This window comes from Chryseobacterium sp. HNCC26DJ238 (assembly GCF_057180465.1).
In genome coordinates this window covers 14,934-39,993 of sequence record NZ_JBXUGI010000002.1, presented here as the reverse complement: position 1 = coordinate 39,993, position 25,060 = coordinate 14,934, and the positions used below count along the sequence as shown (strand labels likewise).

The 25,060-nt window shown below is 37.4% G+C and carries 21 protein-coding genes; 10 read left to right on the top strand and 11 right to left on the bottom strand.

What is annotated here, in order from left to right; all coding sequences use genetic code 11:
• Positions 1-111: 111 nt before the first annotated feature.
• The 8 genes from AC2A07_RS01810 to AC2A07_RS01775 all read left to right on the top strand — a co-directional run bounded on the left by AC2A07_RS01810 (position 112) and on the right by AC2A07_RS01775 (position 6,840).
• Positions 112-1,467: a T9SS type A sorting domain-containing protein gene (locus tag AC2A07_RS01810; protein ID WP_484048954.1), complete on the top strand. Its 1,356-nt coding sequence runs from the start codon at positions 112-114 to the stop codon at positions 1,465-1,467.
• Between the two features lie 187 nt (positions 1,468-1,654).
• Positions 1,655-2,329 carry a MarR family winged helix-turn-helix transcriptional regulator gene (locus tag AC2A07_RS01805; protein ID WP_484048953.1) on the top strand — a complete coding sequence of 225 codons (675 nt, stop codon included), beginning with the start codon at positions 1,655-1,657 and terminating at the stop codon, positions 2,327-2,329.
• A 1-nt stretch (position 2,330) separates the two neighbouring features.
• Positions 2,331-3,794: a phytoene desaturase family protein gene (locus AC2A07_RS01800; RefSeq protein ID WP_484048952.1), complete on the top strand. Its 1,464-nt coding sequence runs from the start codon at positions 2,331-2,333 to the stop codon at positions 3,792-3,794.
• A gap of 11 nt (positions 3,795-3,805) precedes the next feature.
• Positions 3,806-4,642, top strand: coding sequence for a phytoene/squalene synthase family protein (locus tag AC2A07_RS01795; protein ID WP_484048951.1), 837 nt, complete (start codon positions 3,806-3,808; stop codon positions 4,640-4,642).
• Between the two features lie 27 nt (positions 4,643-4,669).
• Positions 4,670-5,137: an SRPBCC family protein gene (locus tag AC2A07_RS01790; protein ID WP_484048950.1), complete on the top strand. Its 468-nt coding sequence runs from the start codon at positions 4,670-4,672 to the stop codon at positions 5,135-5,137.
• Between the two features lie 2 nt (positions 5,138-5,139).
• Positions 5,140-5,598 (top strand): sterol desaturase family protein, encoded by a 459-nt coding sequence (locus AC2A07_RS01785; RefSeq protein ID WP_484048949.1) that lies wholly within the window; start codon positions 5,140-5,142, stop codon positions 5,596-5,598.
• Positions 5,599-5,601: 3 nt separating this feature from the next.
• The gene (locus AC2A07_RS01780; protein WP_484048948.1) at positions 5,602-6,330 is read left to right on the top strand and encodes a lycopene cyclase domain-containing protein; all 729 of its coding nucleotides are present in this window, start codon (positions 5,602-5,604) and stop codon (positions 6,328-6,330) included.
• Positions 6,331-6,417: 87 nt separating this feature from the next.
• Complete coding sequence (locus tag AC2A07_RS01775; protein ID WP_484048947.1) at positions 6,418-6,840, top strand: hypothetical protein; 423 nt, start codon at positions 6,418-6,420, stop codon at positions 6,838-6,840.
• Positions 6,841-6,923: 83 nt separating this feature from the next.
• Here AC2A07_RS01775 and AC2A07_RS01770 read toward each other — a convergent pair whose 3' ends face one another.
• Together AC2A07_RS01770 and AC2A07_RS01765 are read right to left on the bottom strand one after the other, a co-directional pair.
• Positions 6,924-7,631: a DUF421 domain-containing protein gene (locus AC2A07_RS01770; RefSeq protein WP_484048946.1), complete on the bottom strand. Its 708-nt coding sequence runs from the start codon at positions 7,629-7,631 to the stop codon at positions 6,924-6,926.
• Positions 7,632-7,785: 154 nt separating this feature from the next.
• The gene (locus AC2A07_RS01765; protein WP_484048945.1) at positions 7,786-8,052 is read right to left on the bottom strand and encodes a hypothetical protein; all 267 of its coding nucleotides are present in this window, start codon (positions 8,050-8,052) and stop codon (positions 7,786-7,788) included.
• A gap of 193 nt (positions 8,053-8,245) precedes the next feature.
• Here AC2A07_RS01765 and AC2A07_RS01760 point away from each other — a divergent pair, with 193 nt between their 5' ends.
• The gene (locus AC2A07_RS01760) at positions 8,246-8,623 is read left to right on the top strand and encodes a DoxX family protein (protein WP_484048944.1); all 378 of its coding nucleotides are present in this window, start codon (positions 8,246-8,248) and stop codon (positions 8,621-8,623) included.
• Positions 8,624-8,702: 79 nt separating this feature from the next.
• Here AC2A07_RS01760 and AC2A07_RS01755 read toward each other — a convergent pair whose 3' ends face one another.
• The 7 genes from AC2A07_RS01755 to AC2A07_RS01725 all read right to left on the bottom strand — a co-directional run bounded on the left by AC2A07_RS01755 (position 8,703) and on the right by AC2A07_RS01725 (position 19,806).
• A complete protein-coding gene (locus AC2A07_RS01755; RefSeq protein ID WP_484048943.1) occupies positions 8,703-9,911 on the bottom strand; it encodes a hypothetical protein in 1,209 nt (402 codons plus the stop codon).
• Entirely contained in the window at positions 9,904-11,004 is a 1,101-nt protein-coding gene (gene glf, locus AC2A07_RS01750) for a UDP-galactopyranose mutase (protein WP_484048942.1), read from the bottom strand. The genes AC2A07_RS01755 and glf overlap by 8 nt, the downstream gene beginning before the upstream one ends.
• Complete coding sequence (locus tag AC2A07_RS01745) at positions 10,997-12,109, bottom strand: glycosyltransferase family 1 protein (protein ID WP_484048941.1); 1,113 nt, start codon at positions 12,107-12,109, stop codon at positions 10,997-10,999. The genes glf and AC2A07_RS01745 overlap by 8 nt, the downstream gene beginning before the upstream one ends.
• Positions 12,110-12,417: 308 nt before the next feature.
• Entirely contained in the window at positions 12,418-13,632 is a 1,215-nt protein-coding gene (locus tag AC2A07_RS01740) for a PQQ-dependent sugar dehydrogenase (RefSeq protein ID WP_484048940.1), read from the bottom strand.
• Between the two features lie 2,359 nt (positions 13,633-15,991).
• Positions 15,992-18,202 carry a xanthine dehydrogenase family protein molybdopterin-binding subunit gene (locus AC2A07_RS01735; protein WP_484048939.1) on the bottom strand — a complete coding sequence of 737 codons (2,211 nt, stop codon included), beginning with the start codon at positions 18,200-18,202 and terminating at the stop codon, positions 15,992-15,994.
• 36 nt (positions 18,203-18,238) lie between these two features.
• The gene (locus tag AC2A07_RS01730; protein WP_484048938.1) at positions 18,239-19,216 is read right to left on the bottom strand and encodes an FAD binding domain-containing protein; all 978 of its coding nucleotides are present in this window, start codon (positions 19,214-19,216) and stop codon (positions 18,239-18,241) included.
• Positions 19,213-19,806 (bottom strand): (2Fe-2S)-binding protein, encoded by a 594-nt coding sequence (locus tag AC2A07_RS01725; protein WP_484048937.1) that lies wholly within the window; start codon positions 19,804-19,806, stop codon positions 19,213-19,215. The genes AC2A07_RS01730 and AC2A07_RS01725 overlap by 4 nt, the downstream gene beginning before the upstream one ends.
• A gap of 892 nt (positions 19,807-20,698) precedes the next feature.
• Between AC2A07_RS01725 and AC2A07_RS01720 the strand changes: the two genes are divergently transcribed.
• Positions 20,699-21,664, top strand: a complete 966-nt coding sequence (locus AC2A07_RS01720; protein ID WP_484048936.1) for a bifunctional helix-turn-helix transcriptional regulator/GNAT family N-acetyltransferase — start codon at positions 20,699-20,701, stop codon at positions 21,662-21,664.
• Between the two features lie 142 nt (positions 21,665-21,806).
• Here AC2A07_RS01720 and AC2A07_RS01715 read toward each other — a convergent pair whose 3' ends face one another.
• Positions 21,807-22,616, bottom strand: a complete 810-nt coding sequence (locus AC2A07_RS01715) for a DUF4249 domain-containing protein (protein WP_484048935.1) — start codon at positions 22,614-22,616, stop codon at positions 21,807-21,809.
• A 4-nt stretch (positions 22,617-22,620) separates the two neighbouring features.
• Positions 22,621-24,951 (bottom strand): TonB-dependent receptor, encoded by a 2,331-nt coding sequence (locus tag AC2A07_RS01710; RefSeq protein ID WP_484048934.1) that lies wholly within the window; start codon positions 24,949-24,951, stop codon positions 22,621-22,623.
• Between the last annotated feature and the right edge of the window lie 109 nt (positions 24,952-25,060).

Below are 25,060 nucleotides of genomic sequence, written 5' to 3'. Positions count from 1 at the left end.
AGACAACAATCTACATTTGTTCAAGATTCCCAATGTAAAAATACACTTTACATTCTTTTTTTTAAGATGTGAAAAACATGATAATATTTATAAAAAATTAAATTAGTAATTATGAAAAAAAACTCCTTTTTTACTTTTGGAAAAACGCTCGCGATCTGTGGAGCTATTCTGAATTTTATCTCTGTGCAGGCGCAGCAGTGGGAAAATACTGGCTTATCTGCAAATGTTTCCGCTGGAAATTCCAGTTTTAATAATCTGGTAATTGACGGTTCCGGAAATTACTTTTTATCTTATTATGATACAACCGTCACTAAAGGTTCTGTACAGAAATTTGACGGAACATCCTGGTCTTACCTGGGAGGAACTCCCGGGATAACTACAGGTGCAGCACTGTACAACTCATTATCTGCAGATGCTTTAGGAAACATTTTCTATACCAATCAGGGCACCGGTTTAGAAGTACGCATGTTCAGTGGGTCTGTATGGTCTTCCCTCACGAGTGCTGTGAGTACTACTGTTAATTATCATGCATCAGCCGTTTCTCCTGCAAATGTTTTATTTACCTATTCATCAGATGGATCGGGCACCGTCAGACGTTTGGTAAATAATGTATGGGAGCAGGTTGGAAATGCTGGTTTTTCCAGTGGAGCATCGTTTGCAGAAATGGTTATAGGAACAAACAACAAAGTATATACCTGTAACATTTCGAGCGGAGTACGGGTTTATGAAAATACCACAACTGCTTCTTCCTCCGATAGCTGGACCATGGTAGGGGGAGCCATTGTAGATGCAGCTTCTTCAGGTGAACAGTACACTTCAGATATTGCAATAGATGGTAATAACAATTTATATGTTGGTTACATTTCAAATTCTGCAAATGGCAGAAAAATCAATGTAAAAAAATGGAACGGCAGCACCTGGAGCCAGATTGGAAATGCCAATTTTTCGGCAAAAGCAGTACAACATCTCGCAATAGCGGTAACTTCCGGGGGAACCCCTTACGTAGTGGCAAGTCAATGGGACAGCAGTGATGGAAATCATTTAAAAAATACAGTATATAAATTTAACAGCGTATCAAACACCTGGTCTCCATTTGGAGGAAACTTTGTTTCAGATGACCAGGCAGTTTATAATGATTTATCTATAGATGCCGTAAATAATTATTTGGTATTAGCTTACTCACAGGGCTCGACGAAGGTAAAAAGAATTTCCTTAGCAACATTATCCGTTAACGATATTCAAAAAGAAATTACTGCTGTCTATCCCAATCCAACAACAGGAATTGTCTATTTCAAAGGAGGAGAGAAAATAAAATCTGCTGAGATTGCCAGTACCGAAGGAAGGGTAATCAAATTTCAAAACAATCCTGAACAAATTGACATTTCAAATCTATCTCCGGGAGTTTATTTTTTAACAGTAAAAACAATTTCAGGAAGAACGACTGTCAAAAAAATCATTAAAAAATAAAATTTTATCATATCATTAGAATAAATTTGGAATTAGGATCGTAAGACTTTGTTAAAAAGTCTTACTTTTTTTTGTTAATAAAGATAAAAAATCATTTTTATGGAATCATTTTTGATACCTACAAATTTATAAATAAACCTTTAATTACACAAAAAGGAATATTTATAAACTACTAATAAATATACGGATGAATGTTGATTTAATAAAAGATGCCATTACTCTTCTTGAAGAATTTAATCTGAATAATAAAAATGCGATGTATTCTTCAGATATCAGAGGATTCAAGGCATGGGTGGCTGACTGTGAATCAAAGAAAAATTCACGACTGCCTTTTCCCGCTGAATGGGATGGCAAAAAAAACGGAAGAACTCCGGAAAGCGCCATCAGTACTCTACTAGTTCATCTATACCGATATGCTAAAACATATTCTAAATCTGCAATCTCCGATTCTGAGTTTTCTACCCAGGAAGATTTCATCTATTTAATCAATCTAAAGTCCTTCGGCACCATGTCTAAAATTGATTTGATCAAAAAGAACATACATGACAAGCCTGTTGGAAATCTAATTATTAACAGACTTCTTAAGCATGGTTGGATTATGCAGAACGAATCATTGCATGATAAACGGATCAAACTTGTTCAGATTACTGAAAAAGGATGTCATGCCTTAGAAAGTCAGATGAAAAAAATCCGTCAGGCTACCCAGATTGTTTCCGGTAATCTCAATCATTCTGAAAAAATGGATCTAATCCGTATTCTCAACAAACTCAACGAATTTCATCACCCAATATACAGCAAAAATATTGACAGCAAAGATCTTTTAAAGACTGTCTACAAAGATTTTTCGTTAGAAAATAATTGATATGAGCAAAATAGCAATCATAGGATCCGGATTTTCAGGTTTATCAGCAGCGTCATATTCTGCTCAAAAAGGTCATGAAGTTCACGTATTTGAAAAGAACAACAGTATAGGAGGAAGAGCCAGAAAATTCACGACAGATAACGGTTATGTTTTTGACATGGGCCCAAGCTGGTACTGGATGCCTGACATCATTGAAAATTTCTTCTCAGATTTCAACAGAAAGACCTCAGATTTCTTTGAGCTGGTCCCTCTAAATCCACAGTTTGAAATGGTTTTTTCGGATGGAATTATGCAGATTCCGCATGACTATCAGGAGATGAAAGATCTTTTTGAAACCACCGAAGAAGGAGCAGGTGAGAGACTGGATGACTTCATGAAGGATGCACAGTATAAATATGAAGTCGGGATGCAGGATTTTGTCAACAAGCCATGCCACTCATGGTTTGAATTTGTTTCGCCTAAGATCGCCAAAAGTGCTTTAAAATTAGATTTACTTTCAAACTTTCATAAGTTTGTAAGAAAATATTTTAAAAATCCCAAACTGATCATGCTAATGGAGTTTCCAGTGATCTTTCTGGGAGCAGCTCCGAAAGATATTCCTGCTTTATACAGCCTGATGAACTATGGTGGTTACAAACTCGGAACCTGGTATCCTATGGGGGGATTTTCAAAAATCATTGATGCAATGGCAGATATTGCAGCAGGACAGGGTGTTCATCTCCATATGGATGCAGCAGTTGAAGCAATCAATATTAAAGACAGTAAAGCTTTTTCGCTTTCAGTAAACGGAACGGATATTGAGTTTGATACTATTATCGCTTCATCGGATTATCATCATACTGAAAATAGTCTTCTTCCTGAAAAATACAGAAATTACAGCGAAGACTACTGGAAAAAAAGAACATTTGCCCCTTCATGCCTGATCTTCTATTTAGGATTCAATGAGAAGATTCCAAACTTGAAACATCATACGCTGTTTTTTGAAAATGATCTTGATCTTCATACGACAGAAATATATGATGATAAAAAATGGCCGACAAAACCTCTATTTTACGTATGCTGTCCGTCAAAAACAGATCCCGGTGTTGCTCCTGAAAACTGTGAAAACGTATTTCTTCTGATGCCGGTAGCTACAGGTCTGGAAGACAGTAACGACATGAGGGAAAAATACTTTAATGAAATGATGCAAAGACTTGAAAAGCATACCGGAACTACTGATCTGATCTCAAAAATAGATTATAAGAAGAGTTACTGTATTGAAGATTTCAAAAAAGATTATAATGCATTTGAAGGTAATGCTTATGGACTCGCCAATACCCTTTCACAGACGGCAGTTCTGAAACCTTCTATAAAAAATAAAAAAATACACAACTTGTTTTATACGGGACAGCTGACTGTACCGGGACCGGGAGTACCTCCATCAATCATATCAGGAAAAATTGCCGCAAACGAAGCCAACAAATAACCAGGATCAATATGAAAAAACTATTTGACGATTTATCTTATAAAATCAGTAAACAGACCACCAAGCAATACAGTACCAGTTTTTCATTGGGAATTTTGGCTTTATCTCCGAAGATCAGAAATTCAATCTATGCCATATACGGATATGTGCGCCTGGCTGACGAAATCGTGGACAGCTTCCATGATTTTGACCGCACTACCCTGCTTGCGCGTTTCAGAGAGCAGACCAATCAGGCACTTGAAGAAAAGATTTCTCTGAATCCTATATTACAGTGTTTTCAGGAGACTATTCACCGATATGAAATTGACATAAAACTGATTGACCAGTTTCTTAACAGCATGGAAATGGATCTTCAGAAAATAGATTATAATTCTGATCTGTACAAACAGTATATTTTAGGTTCGGCTGAAGTAGTCGGCCTCATGTGCCTTCATATTTTTGTAGACGGGAACAAAGAGCAATATGAAATTCTGAAACCTTCTGCCATGAAACTCGGCTCTGCATTTCAGAAAGTAAATTTCCTGCGTGATCTGAAAGATGATTACCAGGTATTGGGGCGCACCTATTTTCCCAATGTTGACATTACCTTCTTCGACAATTCTGTGAAAGAACATATTGAAAATGATATTCAGATTGAATTCCGGGAAGCTCTGGAAGGAATTAAAAACCTGCCGAATTCGTCAAGGTTTGGTGTTTATCTTGCCTACAGATATTATATATCCTTATTCAGAAAAATTAAAAGGACACCCGCAAAAAAAATTATCAATCAGCGAATAAGAATCTCAAACGGAAGAAAATTTTCTCTAATGATGAGCAGTTATGTTCAATATAAAATTTCTTACTTATAGCATTTACTTTTACTCTAAAACAAAAAAATGGTACATCAGCTCAGACGCGAACAACAACTAAACTGTGATATAGAAACTGCCTGGAAATTCTTTTCTTCTGCTTATAATCTCTCAAAAATCACCCCAAAGGATATGAATTTTACTGTCCGGACTCAATTGGACAATGACGAGATTTATGAGGGAATGATTATTGACTATTATGTTTCTCCTCTATTGGGAATAAAGATGGATTGGCAGACCGAAATTACACAGGTCAGTCATCATAAAAACTTCATTGATTTTCAAAAAAAGGGCCCTTATAAACTCTGGAATCATTTTCATGAATTTATCCCTAATGAGAGAGGGGTTTTGATAAAAGATATTGTAGATTATGAACTGCCGATGGGATTTCTGGGAGAGATTGCCCACGGACTGTTTGTGAAAAAGAAACTGGAACATATTTTCAGTTACCGGTTTACTATACTGGAAGAAATGTTTAATTCTAAAAAGAAATAATAATGAATTTTTTAATTGTTGTTGCTACATTTTTTATCATGGAAGGCATCACCTGGATGGTTCACAAATATATCATGCATGGTTTCCTCTGGACTCTGCACAGGGATCACCACGATCACAGCAATGACGGTCCTATTGAACGGAATGATTATTTTTTTGTGATTTTTGCGATTCCTACCATTGCCCTGATGTATTATGGGACTGTCAATAATTTCAATATGTATTTTTACATTGCGATCGGAATTACCATCTATGGAATGGCCTATTTTTTCGTTCACGATATCTTTATTCACCAACGCTTTAAATTTTTAAGAGATACAAAGAATCCTTATCTTCTTGCTATAAGACGTGCCCACAAACAGCATCATAAACATACCGGAAAGGAGATGGGTGAATGCTTCGGTTTTTTATGGGTTCCTGTAAAGTATTTTAATATGTATTTTAATAAAAATAAAAAATAAACCATGTGGCAGTATACTTACCTTGCAGTTAACTTCTTTACGGTGATCATCTGTTTCCTATTCTCATTTCATCCGAAAATTAAGTTTAATCAGTATTTCAAAAGCTTTATACTGGCTTCTTCATTAGCTGCTGTATTTTTCATTATCTGGGATGTGTGGTTTACAAAAGCAGGTGTCTGGTGGTTTAATGATCAGTATCTTATCGGTATCCGGTTTTTAGGATTACCTATAGAAGAACTTATGTTTTTTATCTGCATTCCTTTTTCCTGCGTATTTACTTATCACTGTCTTAATAAATTTTTCAAGCTTGACTGGAAAGAAAATACCGAAAAAATATTTGTGATCATCTTAATAACTGTTCTACTCTGCCTGTCGGTCTATTTTGAACACAAGATTTATCCCCTGATGACCTTTCTTACAACGGCAATCAGTCTTTTTGTCCTTTATTTCATTTTAAAGGTGCAGTGGATTGGTAAGGCATCATTAATTTATCTTATCCTGATGCCGGGATTTTTGGCGGTTAACGGAATTCTTACCGGTACCGGACTTGAGAGTCCTATTGTTAATTATAATCCTGAAAAAATCATTGGAATACGAATTCTTACCATTCCTGTTGAAGACGTTGTCTACGGTTATGAAATGATTTTATGGAACCTTTTCTTTTTCAAGTTGTTTTCAGTAAAAGAAGCTTCAGATGCCTATGGCAAAGCAGATAAAATTATAAAAATCTGATCTATTTTCTTCATCTACATACCACATCAATAATGTAAGGCATAGTATTTGCAACCTTTCAGCAGAACCACTTATACCACAAATATTATGAACGTTACAGATTTGAAGATTAAAAATCTGGTAGATTATAGAGGCCAGATTTTCACCATTACAGAGATTTTTCAGAATGACAATAATGATTATTCTGTAAAAATCGAAAATGACTATCAATGCCTGGCTGTACCAGCAGATGCTATTAATCCTATTACGATCAATGAAGACTGGTTGGTCAAATTCGGATTTTTGAGAACGTACAGTTCAGATCACAGAATCCGATATGAAAGACCGGAATCATTTATTAAGTATGATATTGATTTAAACTCAAAGAAGATCGTTGAAGGTCTGAAAATTTATGGAAATACGATTAAGTGTAAATACATCCATGAATTTCAAAATATCTTTTCTTGTCTTTTCGGTAAAGAAACCGGAATTTCAATAAAAAGTATATTTAAAAATGAAGCCGTTGCATGAACTGCTTCTGATAAAAAAAGTTAATCTCTTAAATTAACTAACGAAATCCCCTGTTTGCACAGGGGATTTCGTTATTCAAATCATTATGTAATTCTCTTTTTATTGCTAGCCTGCACCCAGTTTTCTTTACCACAGTTTTTACACTGTCCGGCATTTCCTTTTTCCTTTTTTTCTGTATAACCACAAAATGTGCAAGAATAATGGCCTCCGAAGGAAATATTTTTTACAGGAAAATCCAGAGAATCCGGCATTACCGGAAGACCAAACAATATATCTTCATCGTTATAAAAAAACAGGCTGATGTCACCGGAAGTTTCCTCAATTGCCGTTTCGATCTGTCCCAAATGAGAAACTCCTTTTAATCTTAATTCTGAGAAAAATTCATCACTTCCTAAATTTTCTTTTTTAAAGTTGTCTATAGAAAAAATTCCCTGTTGGATAAGGCAGATCGGTTTGCCCTCCAGCATATTTTCGAATTTTTTGAATCTTCCGATCATAAATGTCAAAAGGCTGTACACCATGATAATGACCACAAAAACAATGATGGAAGATAAGATTCCCACGTCTTTATAAAACATAGGATCACCGGCAGCTGAACCGAGACCGATAATAACAACCAGTTCAAAAACCGATAGCTGTTTTACTCCTCTTTTTCCTAAAACACGTAAACCAACGATAATGGTAAGAAACATTATTACCGTACGGAGTATGATTTCAAGGAGAAAAGTCCAGTCTTCTCCTCCTAACAAAAAATTCTTCAAATTAAAATCCAGGAATACAGAAAGATACATACATTGTCATTTTTAAAATAGTGTTGTCAAAAATAAGCTAATAAAACAATGGTTCAAATAAAAACCTCCGAATCTGAATTTAAGACTCGAAGGTTTTTCTTTTAATAGAAATTTTCTGAAATAATGATCAGAACTATATTTTACAGTAGATACTTTATTTTAAATCAAAATATCTTCCATATTTGCTCTGCTGAATTTTAGCCATAAAATCATTGAATGCAGGATACCGTATTCCGGTGGCAATATCAATAACAATTTTATTGACTTTCGGTTTTAACCTTAAACGGATCTGATCGAAGCTGCGGTTGTCAGCCTCACATAGAAATTCTTTAATCTCTTTAAAATTAATGGCATTTTCTGCAACAGTTTTTTTTGATTTCTGAAACGGCGTATCGTCCAGAAAAAATTTAATTCGTTCCATAAATTTTAGATTTGGTAGTGATTGCTAATATACGAAATTTTCTTGAGATAATTATGATTACGATCACATTATCAGAATACTATGAAATTTTATTAAAGTAAATATCTTAATCCGTTCCATTCATCTTCCTGTAAGCAGGATATTTCTGAAACATGGTCTGAATTTTGTCTTATCTGGAATATAAAATAGTATTATGGATACAAAAAACATAGCGAGAATTGCATTGGGAACAATGCTGGTTGGCGCAGGAATAGCACATCTGAGTTTTGCAAGAAAAGAGTTTCAGGCTCAGGTCCCGGATTGGGTTCCGTTAAAAAAAGATGACACGGTAGTTTATTCAGGTATAGTAGAAATTGCATTAGGCGCAAGTATCATTGCAACTCCAAAAAAATACCGTTCTACCCTTGGGAAAATTACAGCAGCCTTTTTTACAGCTGTTTTTCCGGGTAATATTTCTCAGTACAAAGACAGGAAAGACGGATTTGGCCTGGATACAGATCAGAGAAGAGGAGCAAGACTGTTTATGCAGCCTGTTCTGATTGCCTGGGCATTGGGATCTATGAAAGATTAATCTACAGTCCTGTAGAGAATAAGTGTAAGGTTACTGTTATCCAAACAGTAACCTTAACTTTTTAAGCGTACGCAGTAATTTAATGATCTGCAATCATTGTGCTGATCTGTTTTTCAGCATTAAGAGTAGATTGTATATGTTCTGTAAAATCTCTCAGAGCACTAATACTTTCAATATGTGCCTCCCTCTTTAGTGAAACAGGATCAAAAATATCCCATATTCCACTGTGATGCCAGTCCTTCAGATCATCCCAATCCGGCCGGTCAACAACAGGATAAAAACAGCAGCCTAAAAGGGGAATTCCCGTTTTCAGAATAGAAATACATTCTTTTTTTATGGAATTAATCCATTTAGCACGGTCTTCTCCCGGATGACTGGTCTCTGAAATAATCATTGGTCTCCCATATCTTGTAAACACAGTCTCCATTAAAGAATGAAGAGTTCTGAATAAAGGATGAGGAGGTTCTTCAGCCCACGGAAGGAATTCATGGGTCTCATTGATCCATTGATTGTTATAATAGTAATTGACGCCAATAATGTCAAGATATTCTGGTTTACCTCTCAATTCGGGACACATAGCCCCTGAAAGTATATCATGAACCTGAAACTGCTCAAAATGTTTCTTTTCTGCATACAAAACGGACTCCGTATTACCGGGGTTGTCTGATATGATGCTTACTAAAGGTTCAGTTACTAAAATCCTTACAGAAGAATCAGCTTCTTTCATTAATTCTATCCCTTCGATATAAGCTTTCATTAAGGCATATTTCACTTCCCAACCGTGTCCCGTGCAATAAGGTGATGCTCCCCGTACGTCACCGCCAAGCCAGGAAATAAAACTGACCTCATTGATCGGAGTGATAATTAAAAGCCCCTCAGGCACAATACGTCTGTACATGATTACAAATTCACGACATAATTGACTGAATCTTCGTGCAAACATCGGATGAAGCGGCGTAAGGTCATCCGGAAAACCAAAATGACAGATATCCCAGACCACCTGAATATTTTTACTTCGGGAAACTGTGATGATCCGTATCACTTCTGACCAGTCATACTGATATGGTCTTGTTTCCACTGTACTCCAACGAATGCCTTCACGGATGGTTTTAATACCAATGTCATTGAGCTGATCATAATCTGCTTCCAGAAAACGGTCATGCCCGGAAACTTTATATAAGTCTACCCGTTCTCCAAATGCATTCTGTTGGTCTGCACATTCAAAACCGCCCATCAGAAAACTTTTGAACGGATTGATATTGGATGGAAGAAAGTCATTGTCAAACATTCTCTTCCCTGCTTTTTATTTTACGGAAAAGCGCCAGTGACTGCGCAACAACCTGATCCATATTGTAGTATTTATAAGTTCCGAGACGACCAGTAAAATATACATTTGGATGGTCATCCGAAAGCTTTTTATACTGATTGTAAATTTCCTGGTTCTGCTTTCTGGGAATCGGATAGTAAGGATCACCTTCTGCCGTCGGATATTCATAAACGATGGTGGTCTTATCATTTTTCTGTCCGGTAAGAAATTTAAACTCTGTAATTCTTGTATAAAGATTGGAAGTCGGATAATTCACTGTTCCGGTTTTCTGATAATTTTCCTGATTCAGGGTTTCAAACCTGAAATCGATCGAGCGGTAGGGTAATTTTCCGTAACAGTAACCGAAGTAAGCATCAATAGGACCTGTATAAATCAATGTTTTGAATGGAATAACATCAACAATATCTTTATAATCGGTCTGCAGCATGATACTGATGTTTTTGTGGGAAAGCATCTTTTTGAACATTTCAGTATATCCGTTTTTAGGCATTGCCTGAAAGCTGTCTGTAAAGTAACGGTCGTCTTTATTAGTACGTGTCGGTACACGGGCAGTTACAGAAGCATCAAGCTCTGAAGGATCAAGATCCCACTGTTTTTTTGTATATCCTTTGAAAAATTTCTCGTACAGTTCTTTCCCCACTACATTCAGTACGACATCTTCAGAGGTCAGAATCGGACTTCTTTTCTCCGCCTTAGAAGCAAGAAAATCTGTAACTTCATCAGAGGTCAGGTTTTTACCATACAACTCATTAATCGTGGTCAGGTTAATAGGAATTGGAACAAGAAGGCCGTCCACACTTCCTAAAACACGATGTTCATAAGGCCTCCAGTCGGTAAACTTCCCAAGGTAGCTGAATACATCTTCAGAGTTGGTGTGAAAAATATGAGGTCCGTATTTATGAATCAGAATTCCCTCCTCATTATAATAGTCGTAGGCATTTCCTGCAATATGATCACGCTTGTCAACAATCAATATCTTCTTTCCTTCTTCTGCCAGGCGTTCTGCCAGGACAGCTCCGGCAAAACCGCAGCCTACTATTAAAAAATCATACATGATTGATTTCCTTTTTTACATGGTTAACGGTTACGCTGTTAATGAAACTGTTCATTTTACTGAATGTATTATCCCATGAGTCATTCTCCAGAAAATGATCAACGGTTCTTAACCAGTGATCCTGTTCTTTATCATCAAATATCTTTTCAGCTGCATCAATGAACGAAGCTGCATCATCGATGATGTGAACCAGACCTGCATTGCCGTAAGGCTGAACAACATCTCTGATTGCTGTTGATATTACAGGCTTCCCAGCTGCCAGATACTCAGGGGTTTTGGTTGGACTGATAAACTCTGTTGATTCATTCAAAGCAAACAGAATCAGTGCAATATCCCAATGTGCGATGTAAAGAGGCAGTTCAGTATAGGATTTTGGACCCAGGTAATGGATATTTTCTGCCCTTGGTAAATCGTCCGGATTTATTTTTACAACAGGACCTATAATGACAAATTGCCAGTCAGGACGTTTTGCAGAAACTTCTCGGAGCAGTTCAATATCAAATCTCTCATCAACAACACCAAAAAAACCTAATCTTGGAAAACCAATCGCTATCTGATCTTCCGGTTCCTGTTGAACTTCTCTGGCTTTTCCGAAATGCAGTTTATCGATACTGCTTGGCATTGCATGAATGTTGTGATGTCTGTTTTTTTTCGCCTGATAAAGAGAATGGCCTCCTGTGAAAACAACATCTGCCTTACTGAATAATTTTTCCTCCAGCTGTACAAGCTGTGGAGGAGCAAACCTGAATGCAGACAGCTCATCCATAGAATCGTAAATAACCGTCTCGGGATTAAGATCATCGGTAAACTGAAGCGCCATAGGAGTATAATACCAGGTGATATAATTTTCAATATTATACTCTTTTAATAACTGACCGATAAGATCCCGGATTCTTTCATTTGTTGTATCATCATGTCTTGTAACTAACAATTCTACAATATAAACCCCATCCTGTACATTGACAATGTACATATCCGAATCCCCGATCTTCGGTTCTTCAAAATAAAATACCTGATACAGCTTTGAAAACCTTGTTAAAAGATGCTGAGGACGCTGGTAAACAAAATTCCAAGATAAATGACTAAAACACAATAAATACTTCATTTTTTATAACATAATTAATTGCATACAATTTAATTAAATCATTTATTAATTATTATGATTTCAAACATATATTTCAAAGTTTATAAAAATGAAAATTTTGCCCTAAAATAATTTAAAAATCAATAATTACATCATGATTTCTTATATTTTTTCAGATATCAATTCCGGAAGGTTGGATGATAATTTTTTTTAACCATCTAAAAACTCAAAAGCAGATAATATATCATCAATTTCTGAATGCTCCATTGTTTAATGACAAAAGCGTCTCCATTGGAAACGCTTTTATAGTACAGATTTTTATATAAAATTTATTGCTTGCGGATTTTATACAGTCTCCCCGCATCAGTAACTGCATACAATGCATTGTCTGTTCCCTGGGTAACATCTCTGAAACGTTGATTTTCTTCAGTCAACAATCGCTCTTCGCCGATAACTTTGTTATTTTCAATCACCAGTCTTGCGATATGCATCCCGCTTAATGATCCGATAAACAAATTATTTTGCCATTCAGGCATATTATTTCCTTTGTAGAATGTCATTCCACTTGGAGAAATTACAGGATCCCAGTAATAAACAGGTTGCTGCATTCCAGTCTGTTGCTGAATACCCCCTCCGATGACTGCACCACTATACTCTATTCCATAAGTGATTGTTGGCCATCCGTAATTGGCACCTGCCTGAATACGGTTGATCTCATCACCACCGCGTGGTCCATGCTCCCCCTGCCACAGTTCTCCTGTTACAGGATGTATTGCCAGCCCCTGAGGATTTCTGTGACCAATACTGTACAGTTCCGGCAAAGCTCCTGACTGCGTAAATGTTGGATTTCCTGAAGCAGGCTGACCATCTTTCGTGATCCGCAAGACCTTACCGATTGCTGCAGTCACAGACTGAGCCAATGGTCTTGTAGACAAATCTGAACGTTCACCAGTACTGACAAAAAGATTTCCTGTGGAATCAAATAATATTCTTCCGCCATAATGAAGATTTCCTGTTGATGCCGAAGGATTGGCTCTGTAAATGACTACAGGATTTTCAACCGTTGTTTCAGAAGCTGACAATCTGCCTTTTGCCACTGCAGTAACAGTACCGCCTGTAACATTTTCAGAAAAAACCCAATAAATCATTCGGTTTGAAGAGAATTGAGGATCAAGACATAGTCCGAGTAGTCCTCCCTGACCTGTAGAATTCACTGCAGGCAGTCCTGTGATCGGGCTACCTACTGTTCCTGTATTGGTTACAATTCTCATGGTTCCGCTTTTTTGCGTAATCAACAGTCTTCCATCAGGAAGACCCGTAATTCCCCATGGCGCAGAAAGCGCAGAAGTAAGAATGGTTTTCTGATAAGGTGTTGTAGTTCTCACTGCGTTTACTCTTGTCTGACCCGGAAATGCAGGAGTATAACTGGTATTTGCGGGATTGGTTTCTACCGGCGGAAACACCTCTACGTTTTCAAGATCATCTGAACAGTTTGCTAAAAGCATCGACGATGCAATCAATAAGTAATGAAGTTTACCTTTCATAATTAAAATTTTGTTGTTTTAGTGATTATGGTTCTATTTCAGGACTAATGATAATCATGAAATACAAAAATGAGAATATCAAAGTTTAAGCCAACTGATTATTTAAATAGTAAACTGTGAGTTATTTTCGTTTTGCCTGTAAAATTCCAACAGTCAATTTGAGCAGGTTTTTGCAACAATCCATATCAAGAATTTTTAGATAAGTATAAAAATCATAAACATTCTGTAAGATTCTTAACCCTACGATTGCAAGGAATTTCATTTAAGATTCTGAAAATATTTTTAGGTTGCAACGGCGTGCTACTCAGCAACGGCAGAATGCTTTACTAATTTCAAATTTAACGCAACACAAGACCAAGTTTTTTACCAGCTTTCTGTTCTCAAGATAAACAAAGCCGTAAACTTATCTATGAAATACAAAGATTCTAACCGTCCATTCGAGTAGGTTTTGAAAAAACCGTATCGATAATTTTTGAACAATGGACAAATTTTGTTTTAAGTTCACTGGTTCTCGATACAAATTCTTTAAGAATTTTACTCGACCTGGCGGATTTTTAAATGTCGCTTAACTTAAAATAACAGAATCAATTTAAATAGTAAACAGATTCAACTCTCAGCGCACAGTTTGTCATTGATTTCATCGAATCTTCGATTTCCGGAGGAATCTAAACCCCAAAAATCATGGCTTATCATGAAATTGCATAATTAATTTTCTTAACGCAAAGTTTTATTATGCAAGCTGCTTAGTTTTAAGGAGCAAAGAGTGGCGGCGTAGCCGCTGATGAAGCATACTTTATAAGAATCAATTTCATTGATTCCTCTTTAATTATTCAAGATTTAACGCAAGGCAATACAAAGTTTTGTGCCAACAGCTTTACGATTTTAAGATAAACAAAGGCGTAAACTTATGAATGAAATACAAGGATTCTACACGTCCATTCAAGTAGGTTTTGAAAAACCGTATCGGGAAGGTTGTGATTGAAAGGTTGTCAGTAGTTCACTGGTTCTCGATACATTTTTCTCCGCTTCGCTGCGAAAAACACTCGAACTGACGGATTTTTAAAAGTTGTTTAACTTCTAGACATATTAAAATTAGCGTACCGTTTGTCATTCTGAAAGAATCTCAACATCAATTTTAACGCTACGATCGCAATTTTTTTTAATGATCCTGAAAATATTTTCTGGTCGTAAAGGCTTTACATTCAGCAACGGCGAAGTGTTTTAGTTATTTAAGATTTAATGCACGGCAAGACAAATTTTTTCAACAGCTTTACGTTTTTAAAATAAATAAGGGCGTAACGTACTGATAACAGACAAGGTAAAAATTCTCATCCTATGGAAGGGTGGCGAAAATTCGTCAGAATTTTTGACGGGGGGGTATATACGCAAAAAAAGTATTTTATCTGTCAATTTGAGTAAGTTTTGAAAAAACCGTATTGAGAAGTTAGTGATTCAAAGACTGACCGCGGTTCACTGGTTCTCGATACATTTTTCTCCGCTTCGCTGCGAAAAACACTCGAACTGACGGAGCTCGACCTGACCGATTTTTAAAGTAGCTTAACTTTCAGTCATATTAAAATTAGCGTACCGTTTGTCATTCTGAAAGAATCTCAACATAAATTTTAACGCTAAGTTCGCAAAACTTTTTTTTCATAATCCTGAAAATATTTTTCGTTCGCAAAGGCGTTACACTCAGCAACGGCGATGTGCTTTAGTTATTTAAGATTTAACGCAAGGCAAGACAAGGTTTTTTTACCAGCTTTATGCTTTCAAGATAAACAAAGCCGTAAACTTATCAATGAAATACAAGTTAAAAATTCTCTATGGAGGGGTGGCGAAAATTCAATAGAATTTTTGACGGGGTGGTTATAAGCAAAAAAAGTATTTTATCTGTCAATTTGAGTAAGTTTTGAAAAAACCGTATTGAGAAGTCAGTGATTCAAAGACTGACAGCGGTTCACGGGTTCTCGATACATTTCTCTCCGCTTCGATGCGAAAAACACTCGAACTGACGGAACTCGATCTGACGGATTTTTAAAGTCGCTTAACTTTCAGACCTATTAAAATTAGCGTACCGTTTGTCATTCTGAAAAAATCTCAACATCAATTTAAACGCTATGGCCGCAAAGTTTTTTAATGATCCTAAAAATATTTTCCGGTCGCAAAGGCGTTACACTCAGCAACGGCGAAGTGTTTTAGTTATCTAAATTTAACCTTCTGTATAACCACCCCCGTCTTCTTCCCTTGGAAGAATCCAACCCTACATAGCAGGGGAATTACTGTGATGGGGTTAAAAATAGAAATAATAATGCCCTCAGAATAATCATGAGGGCAATGTTTTTATCTGAGTAATCTATGTTTAGAAAAACTGATCCGGAGTAATCGGGAGATTTCTGAAACGCTTACCCGTTGCATTGTAAATTGCATTGGCAATAGCAGGCGCAGCACCAATGATACCAACTTCACCCAAACCTTTCGCACCGGTCGGGTTAAGGTTCATGTCAGGTTTATTGATAAATGCCACTTCAACAACCGGTGCATCAGCATTCACAGGAAAGTGATACCCTGCCAGATCATTGGCAATGATGCTTCCGAGTTTTTTGTCCAGAGACATTTTCTCCATCAGCGCCATCCCTATTCCACCTACCGCAGCACCTGAAATCTGATTGGCAGCAGGTTTCTGATTAACGATCTTTCCACCGTCAACAACAACAACCATTTTATCAACCACCACTTTTCCTGTCTTTATATTGACTTTTACCCTGCAGAAATGAGCGGCAGATGAACAGAATGAAAATTTGTTTTTCTCATCCCCTGGGCCTGATGTTGCTTCAACTTCGACTAAAGTTATATTATTTTTAGAAAAGACGTCCTGATAAGAGAGAAAGTCACTTCTATCCTTCTGAAAAGAAATCCCTGAATCAGAAAGTACAATATCTTGAACTTCCGCATTTTTAAATTTTTGATTTAAAGACGAAGCATATTCTGCCAGCTTTAGTTTAAGAGCGTCACTCACCGCAACCACTGCTCCACTGATCGAAGACAATCCTGTACTTCCTCCCTGGCTTCCAGCAGCCGGCAGATTAGAATTCCCCAATTCAATTTTTATTTTATTTCGTGAAATTCCTGAGGTTTCGTGCATAATGTTGACCATTCCGGTTCCTGTACCGGTTCCTATATCAGTCATGGCAGTCTGAAGAACGATATTTCCATCTTTGCTCATCCTGATTCCTGCTCCAGCCTTATTTCGCCCTGCATTCCACATTCCGACCGCCATACCGTAACCAATATTCCAATCTCCCTCTTTTACGGATGCGGGAACAGGATTACGTAAATTCCAGCTGATCATTGCAGCCCCTTTTTCTACTGCTTCTCTCAAAAAATTGGTTGACCATGGCAGTCCTGTCTCTGGATTTGTCACTGTTGCTAGGTTTTTATATCTGAGCTGAACAGGATCCATTTTGAGCTGATAACTCAATTCGTCCAGCGCACTTTCTACAGCAAAATCTCCGGTGCAATCTCCGGGACCACGCATCCAGGTCGGTGCACTGAGATTTAACGGTACCACCGCATTTTCAGTTTTCAGGTTATCAAACTGATAAATTAGCCGGGTTACTCTTGTAATCCCGTCACTGAACTGATCATAAATTGCACAGCCATTTTTTGCCTGATGCAGTACACCTGCAATTTTTCCATCCTGGTTGGCTCCCAATTTTATTCTCTGCCAGGATGCAGGTCTGTATCCTACAGAATGAAACATCTGCGGTCTTGTGAGCATTAATTTAACCGGCCTGTTTACCTGTTTAGCTCCTAACACAGCTGCCAATACGTGAGGCCATACTTTTAAGCCTGATCCAAACCCACCACCTACATATTCACTGATTACATGAATGTTGTCGGTGGGAATTCCAAAAAGACCCGAAAAAGTTTTCTGTACCCCGTTGACCCCCTGGTTTTTATCGTGCAGCCTTAATTTATTATCCTCATACCAATCGGCAATTGTGGCATGCATTTCCATTGGATTATGAACTTCTTCAGCAATATTATACTGCTGATCAACCAAAAAAGGTGCATTGCTCCAGTTTTTTTCATTTCCCCTTTCTTTTCCTGCAGATTTTAATTCTACTTTATTTTTAGCCTGATCAAAGTCTACATCAAATGCTTTGGCTGTGTATTCAACTTTGACCAGTGATGCTGCATAGGTCGCTTCTTCCAATGTTTCAGCAATGACCAATGCAACCGGCTGTCCTTTGAAATAAACAGTATCGGTATGAAAAACCGGCAGTCCGAATTTTGATTCTTTAATTTTAGCTTCGTCAGCAAATCCTGGAACTGAAGGTTTTTTCAGATGCGAAATAACATCAATAAGACCTTCTGCCTGTTTTGCTGCGTCTGTATTGATTGATTTTATAGTCCCTGAGGCTATATCACTTGTCACCAGCACTGCGTAACAGAGATTTTTCACATCATATTCTGCAGCATATTTTCCCAGTCCCTTCACTTTTGCAACAGCTTCTACACGACCTTCGGCAGGCATTACAAAATCAGTTTTATCGTCAAAAAATCCCATGTCTTTAATTTTAAAATTTATTAGAAATAAAACTGTTTAAAGATTGACCGCATTTTTCAGCGCAAGTTCTACAGCCCCTTTCAGCATCGGAACCTTATATCCATTGTGAGCCAAAGGTTTTACCTTATCTGTGACAATTTCTGAAGCCTTTTTAAATACTTCTTCGGATGCTTTTTTACCTTTTAAGTAATCTTCCGCCTCATACCATCTCCATGGTTTGTGCGCTACACCGCCTGAAGCAAGCCTTGCATTCTTAATGGTACTTCCTTCCATTTCCAAAGCAGCGGCGGCTGAAATCATCGCAAATGCGTAAGATGTTCTTTCGCGCAGTTTGATATAAGCATATTTTTTATTGAACTGGTTTGCCGGAACCTCTATATGGGTGATCAAAGCATTCTGAGGTAAATTATTGTCTAACCATGGTGTATTCCCGGGTAATTTGTGAAAATCCTTAAAAGGAATCACGAACTTTTCATTTTTAGAACTGAGCCCATGAACATTGGCGTCAAGTGCACTTAAAGAAATACACAAATCAGAAGGATGAACGGCAACACACTGATCACTGTAACCTACAATGGCACTCATTTTATTATCACCCGTTAAAGCACTGCAACCACTTCCTTTTTTTCTTTTATTACAGGGGGTCGTAAGATCATAAAAATAAGGGCACCGTGTTCTCTGCAATAAATTTCCTGCAGTACTTGCCATATTCCTGATCTGAGGAGAGGCACCGGCCAATACTGTTTTTGTGATCAACGGATAGCTTTTCAGCAAATCAGAGTTGGTAGCCAAGGAAGTATTACGAACCATCGAACCGATAGTAACAGAGTTCTCTGACAGTTTAATCTCAGCCGGTAATGCTGTCGATACATCGACCATTCCATCAGGCTGTGCAATGTTTTTCTTCAGAAGATCAACTATATTGGTTCCTCCTGCAACAAAATCTCTATTTTGATTTTTAAATTTTAAAGCTTCAGCGGTAGACTTTGCTTTTTCAAATGTAAATGGTTTCATAATGCTGCAACTTTTTGTATGGATTCAACAATTCCGTTATAAGCACCACACCGGCACAGATTCCCGCTCATAAACTCTTTAATTTCTTCAACTGATCCTGTATGCCCTTCCTTCACACAAGCTACAGCAGACATAATCTGTCCGGGTGTACAATATCCACACTGAAAGCCGTCACATTCAATAAATGCTTCCTGCATCGGATGAAGCTGATCTCCGGAAGACAGGCCTTCGATCGTGGTCACTTCTTTTCCTGGAACCATTGCTGCCAGGGTAAGGCAACTTAATGCTCTTTCCCCGTCAATATGAACGGTACATGCACCACACTGTCCGTGGTCACATCCTTTTTTAGTTCCTGTAAGATTGAGATTTTCGCGCAAGACATCCAACAATGTTGAACGGCTGTCAGTTTTAATTTCATGTACTTTTTTATTGACAGAAATTTTAATCGGCAGTATACTTTTTTTAGGAAGAATAAAGTCTTTAACATCCTGATAAAAGGCTTTTACAGATGTTGGTATAGAAGCAAAAACAGCTACGATCGCTGTACTTTTTAAGAAAGATCTTCTGCTTTGGTTGGTACTTTCAGACATATCTGATATTTTTTGATTTGGAACCGTGTGTTGAAAAATTGTTTCAATGATATCAAATATAAAGAAAAATCTATGCAAAAGTCACTAACACAATCTCATCAGATTGCTATTTATCCTTATTTATAATGATAATAAATTGAGTTTTGATAATTCAAGTTGGAACCTTAGTCTTTTATTTTGTATTATTCTTCGTTGTAAGTGAATTTGAATATGCAGTGTTTTGTACTGTATGATTTGAACACAAAGTACACAAAGATTTTTTATCAAATTTCTGTTTTTAAGGTTCACAAAGCCGTTTCACTTGTATAGGCTCACGAAGTTTTGTTATTACGATTTGTTACAGGTGTTAAATTATGTTTGAGATTGTTTAGTAATAATACTACATATTTGAACACAAAGAGCACTAAGTTTTTTACCAAATTACTGTTTTTACGGTTCACAAAGCCGTTTCACTTGTATGAAATCAGGAAGTCTCTTTGTTACGAATGGTTACGGATATTAAATTAATGTTTGAGATCGTTTAGTATTCCTACTGCATATCTGAACACAAAGAGCACAAAGTTTTTTTGAATACCCGTTTTAATCATAACATTAAGATCATCAGTCATTTTGTCATTGACTATGTCGAATCTTAGATTTCCGGAGGAATCTAAATTGCTTTATGTTCAATGTGTTGAGCACTTATATAAGTTCTCAAAGTTTTTTTTACGACTATTTAACGATGTAAAAATAATATTGGAGATCGTATATTCTTTATATCGTATATTTTTATACTAAGGGACAATTGTTTTTATCTGATAATATTTTAAATTTCATCTAATCAAAAATTATTTTATATTTGCATAACTGATTATATAAATGATTATTTAAAAGTTTTAAAAATATCGTCAATATGGAATTCTTTAATAAAACAGGTAAAATGGCATTAGGCACAAGGCTCAGGATGCTGACCGCAAAAATGACAGATGATGCTGCAAAAATCTATGACCTTTATCAGATTGATTTTTCTCCAAAATGGTTTCCTGTCCTTTTTATTCTTGCGGAAGAAGGAGGAAAAACCATCACTGATCTTGCAGATGAAATCGGCCACTCACAGCCTTCTGTCACTAAGATCATCAAGGAAATGACTGCTGCAGGATTGATTGATACACATCTCAAATCTGAGGACAGACGAAGAAATACAGTTGGTCTCACAGAAAAAGGAAATGAGATTTCACGGAAAATAATAGAGGTGCAGTGTGTAGATATTGATCATGCTGTTGAAGATATGATGAGCGAAGCGAACCATAATCTGTGGGAAGCGGTTGCAGAATGGGAATTTTTACTTGAACAGAAGTCCCTTCTGAAAAGAGTGCAGGAACAAAAAAAGAAACGGGAAAGTAAAGAGGTGAAAATTGTTGATTATCGCCCGGAATATCAGGATGCTTTCCGCTCACTCAATGAAGAATGGATTTCAAATTATTTCAAAATGGAAGAATCTGATTACAAAGCGCTGGATCACCCTGAAGAGTATATTTTAGAGAATGGTGGAAAAATTTTAGTCGCCTTATACCAGAATCAGCCCCTTGGAGTCTGTGCCTTGATAAGAATGAATGATCCTGAGTATGAATTTGAAATGGCTAAAATGGCTGTTTCCCCAAAGGCTCAGGGAAAAAGTATCGGAACTCTCCTTGGTAAAGCTGTGATTGAGAAGGCTAAAGAATTGGGCGCTAAAAAATTGTACCTTGAAAGTAATACGGTACTGAAACCTGCCATTAACCTATATTATAAATTAGGTTTTGAGAAAATTACAGGGCGGCCTACTCCGTATGAACGTTGTAATATTCAGATGGAGCTGAACTTACATAAAAATGTTTAAAATTATCTGACTGAAGTTTAGTTAACAAAATCAGATATATTCATTCTGAAATATAATTATTTGGAAAACACCGGAATCTGTTCTTTTTATAAACAGAAGAAACAGGATTCCGGTGTTTTTTATTTTAAATAATCAGTAAGATTTACTGAATCACATAGCTTCTTTTACTGATGGTATGTGCCGAAAAGTATCCTAATGCATCATTGCTGATATTGCTGGGCGGATTTGATGGTGTAACCCCGCCCCCTGGACCGCCACCGTCAATGATCTGCAGTAAAGCCGTAAAATAAGTAAACACGTGGGTATCAATACACTGCATTTCCACATTAACCGTATCACCGACTTTAGCTTTTTCGCTTTCACCGTCTTCATCATCGTTGGGAAGCAGAAGAGGTCTCTGATTTATCATTCCGTTATTTACATTATCAGAAAATGCAGCAAACATTTTATTGGGATTACTGTTCAGCGTGTAGGTGAAAAGATACCTGTTGCCTAATGAGGCAGGATCTGTAAATATCGGCAGAAGCGTGTATGAAAGTTCGCCCGCAACCATGAATGAATCCTGTTGGAGATTCTCCAGTAGTACAGGCTGTGGCATTGTACTTTGTGCGGTGTACTGCTTACCTTCTGCAGAAATCTTTAAAGTATAGGTTCTTCCGGGTGCAGTCGTAAAAGCAGTCGTTTCGTAGTATCCTTCACCGACATATTTTAAAGTTTCGGTCTGCCCCGCATTATCACTCAGTACAACAACAGCGTTACTTACTGCAGGATAGCTGTTATTCTGTGTAAATGCTACGGATTTAGTAATTTTCACATAATACGGTCCCGCCTGATTGGTTACATTCCCTTCAATGACGATATTTCCGCTCTGATCGTCAAGATCAAGATCAATTTCTTTCTCGCAACCGGTGAATAAAAATAACGGGATAATTAATAAAAATATGTTTTTCATTGAATTAAAATTTGAAATTATAGGTAATATTCGGTACAAACCGGAAAAGTGAAGTCTGCATGGCCCGCGTTGTTCCCGGTTTGTCGGGATTATCTTCAAAGGTAATGGTGTACGCATTTTCTCTTCCGTACACATTATAGACTCCGAATGACCATGAACTTTGGAACCGTTTGTTTTTTCCGGGTTCATAGGTCGCACTTAAATCCATTCTGTGGTAGGCAGGCATTCTGTCAGCATTCCGTTTGCTGTACTGAAAAATGGTCTGTCCCTGGAGCTCGTATTTTCCTGTTGGAAAGGTCACTGCATTTCCTGTACTGTAGAGAAACAGTCCTGAGAAAGACCACTTCGGATTCAGCTCATATGTAGCGACCACTGATAAATCATGGGTTTTGTCAACTCTGGCGTTATACCAGTTGTTGTCATTAATCCCGTTTATTTTTCTTTCTGTTTTTGAAAGGGTATAAGAAATCCAGCCGGTCAGTTTTCCGCTTTTCTTCTTTGCAATGACCTCAAAGCCATAGGCCCTCCCTTTCCCAAACAGCAATTCACTTTCAACATCTGCAGCTCCGTCGAAAACGATCTCAGCTCCGTTTTTAAAGTCAATCTGATTCTGCATTGATTTATAATAAACTTCTGCGTTGATTTCATAATTATTATTGTTGAAATTTCTGCTGTACCCTGCACTCACCTGATCGGCAATTTCAGGTTTTACAGTATAGCTGCTGCCAATCCACTGGTCGGTAGGGTTTCCACTGCTGCTGTTACTGAGCAGATGAAGGTTTTGGGTATTCCGTGCATACCCCCCTTTGATACTGCTCATCTCATTAATTCTGTAATTAGCAGTGATCCGAGGTTCTAAATTAACGTATGTTTTCCCGAATTTTCCTTTTTCCAAAAATTTATTGCCGGTCAAAACACCGTTATCATACAGATTAAACGTATCTCCACCTAAAACACTGAACATAGATAACCTTAAACCATAATTGACCGTCAGTTTTTCTGTTGCTTTGAAATCATCATTGACATACACTGCATTTTCCCATGAATATCTCGAGTTACGGGGAAAACTGCTCACACTTGTTCCGGAAGCACTGCTCGGTGTAATCGTATGGTAAATTGACTGCAGGCCAAAACGCACAGAATGTTTATTTCCTGCAAACCAGCTGAAATCCTGCTTGAGGTTCCAGTCCCGAATCTGTGAATCAAGACCAAAAGTATTGTCGTTGCTTGTAAGGCTGACTTTGTAATCGTAATTGCTGTAAATAAATGAAGTATTGGAGAAGAGTTTGCTGTTGATAATGCTGTTCCACCGTACCGTAGCTGTTGTATTTCCCCAGTCTGTCGCAAACGTATTTCCCAACCCCAAAACATCCCTTCCGAAATATCCGGACACATACAGACGGTTGTTTTCATTGATCTGGTAATTAGCTTTCAGATTTAAATCATAAAAGTACAGCTTGCTGTCTTTAAAATCATCTGTTGCTTTCAGAAAAACATCTGCATAGGTTCTTCTTCCTGAAACGATAAACGATGACTTTTCTTTCTGAATCGGTCCTTCAACACTCAGCCGGCTGCTGATCAGACCTATTCCACCGTTGACATTATAGTCTTTGTTGTTTCCGTCTTTCATCTTCACATCCATCACTGAGGAAAGACGGCCGCCATATTGTGCAGGACTGTTTCCTTTAATGATGCTTGCATCCTTCAGCGCATCACTGTTGAAGGTGCTGAAGAAGCCTAATAAATGGGATGCATTATAAACCGGTGCTTCGTCAAGCAAAATTAAATTCTGGTCTGTTGCTCCGCCTCTCACACTGAAACCGCTGCTGCCCTCGCCGTTACTTTTGATTCCCGGCAAGAGCTGAATTGTTTTTAAAACATCCTTTTCTCCAAACAGAACAGGAAGCTTCTCAATGCTTTTAATGCTTAATGTTTCTGTTCCCATCTGGGCAGAAGACAGGTTTTTATCTTTTTTAACTGCTGAAATGACCACTTCATCAATCTGTGCAGTCCTTTCGGTTTCCTGGGTAAGAATCAAATCCAATTTTACATTCTGATCCAGCTGAACCTGCTGTCTGTAAGATTCATAACCGCCATAAGCAACTGCCACCGTATAATTTCCCTGAGGAAGCGAAAGGGAATAAAAACCATATTCATTCGCTGCTACGCTGACCGACGGATCCTCTTCTACTTTTATAGTGGCTCCGATAACGAGTTCACCGTTTTTTCCGTCCCGGACCGTTCCGCTGATGGTCCGCCGTTCCTGAGCAAAAGCTGTAATGCTGAAAACCGACAGCCCGGCGGTGATAAAAATTTTACAATAGATTGCCTGCATTCTCTGATGTATATATTAAGAATAATCGTTTTAAAAATTTGAAAGCTTAAAGATAAGCTTAAATTAACTGGACTCAAAAGTGAATAAACGGATATATACCTTTTAAATT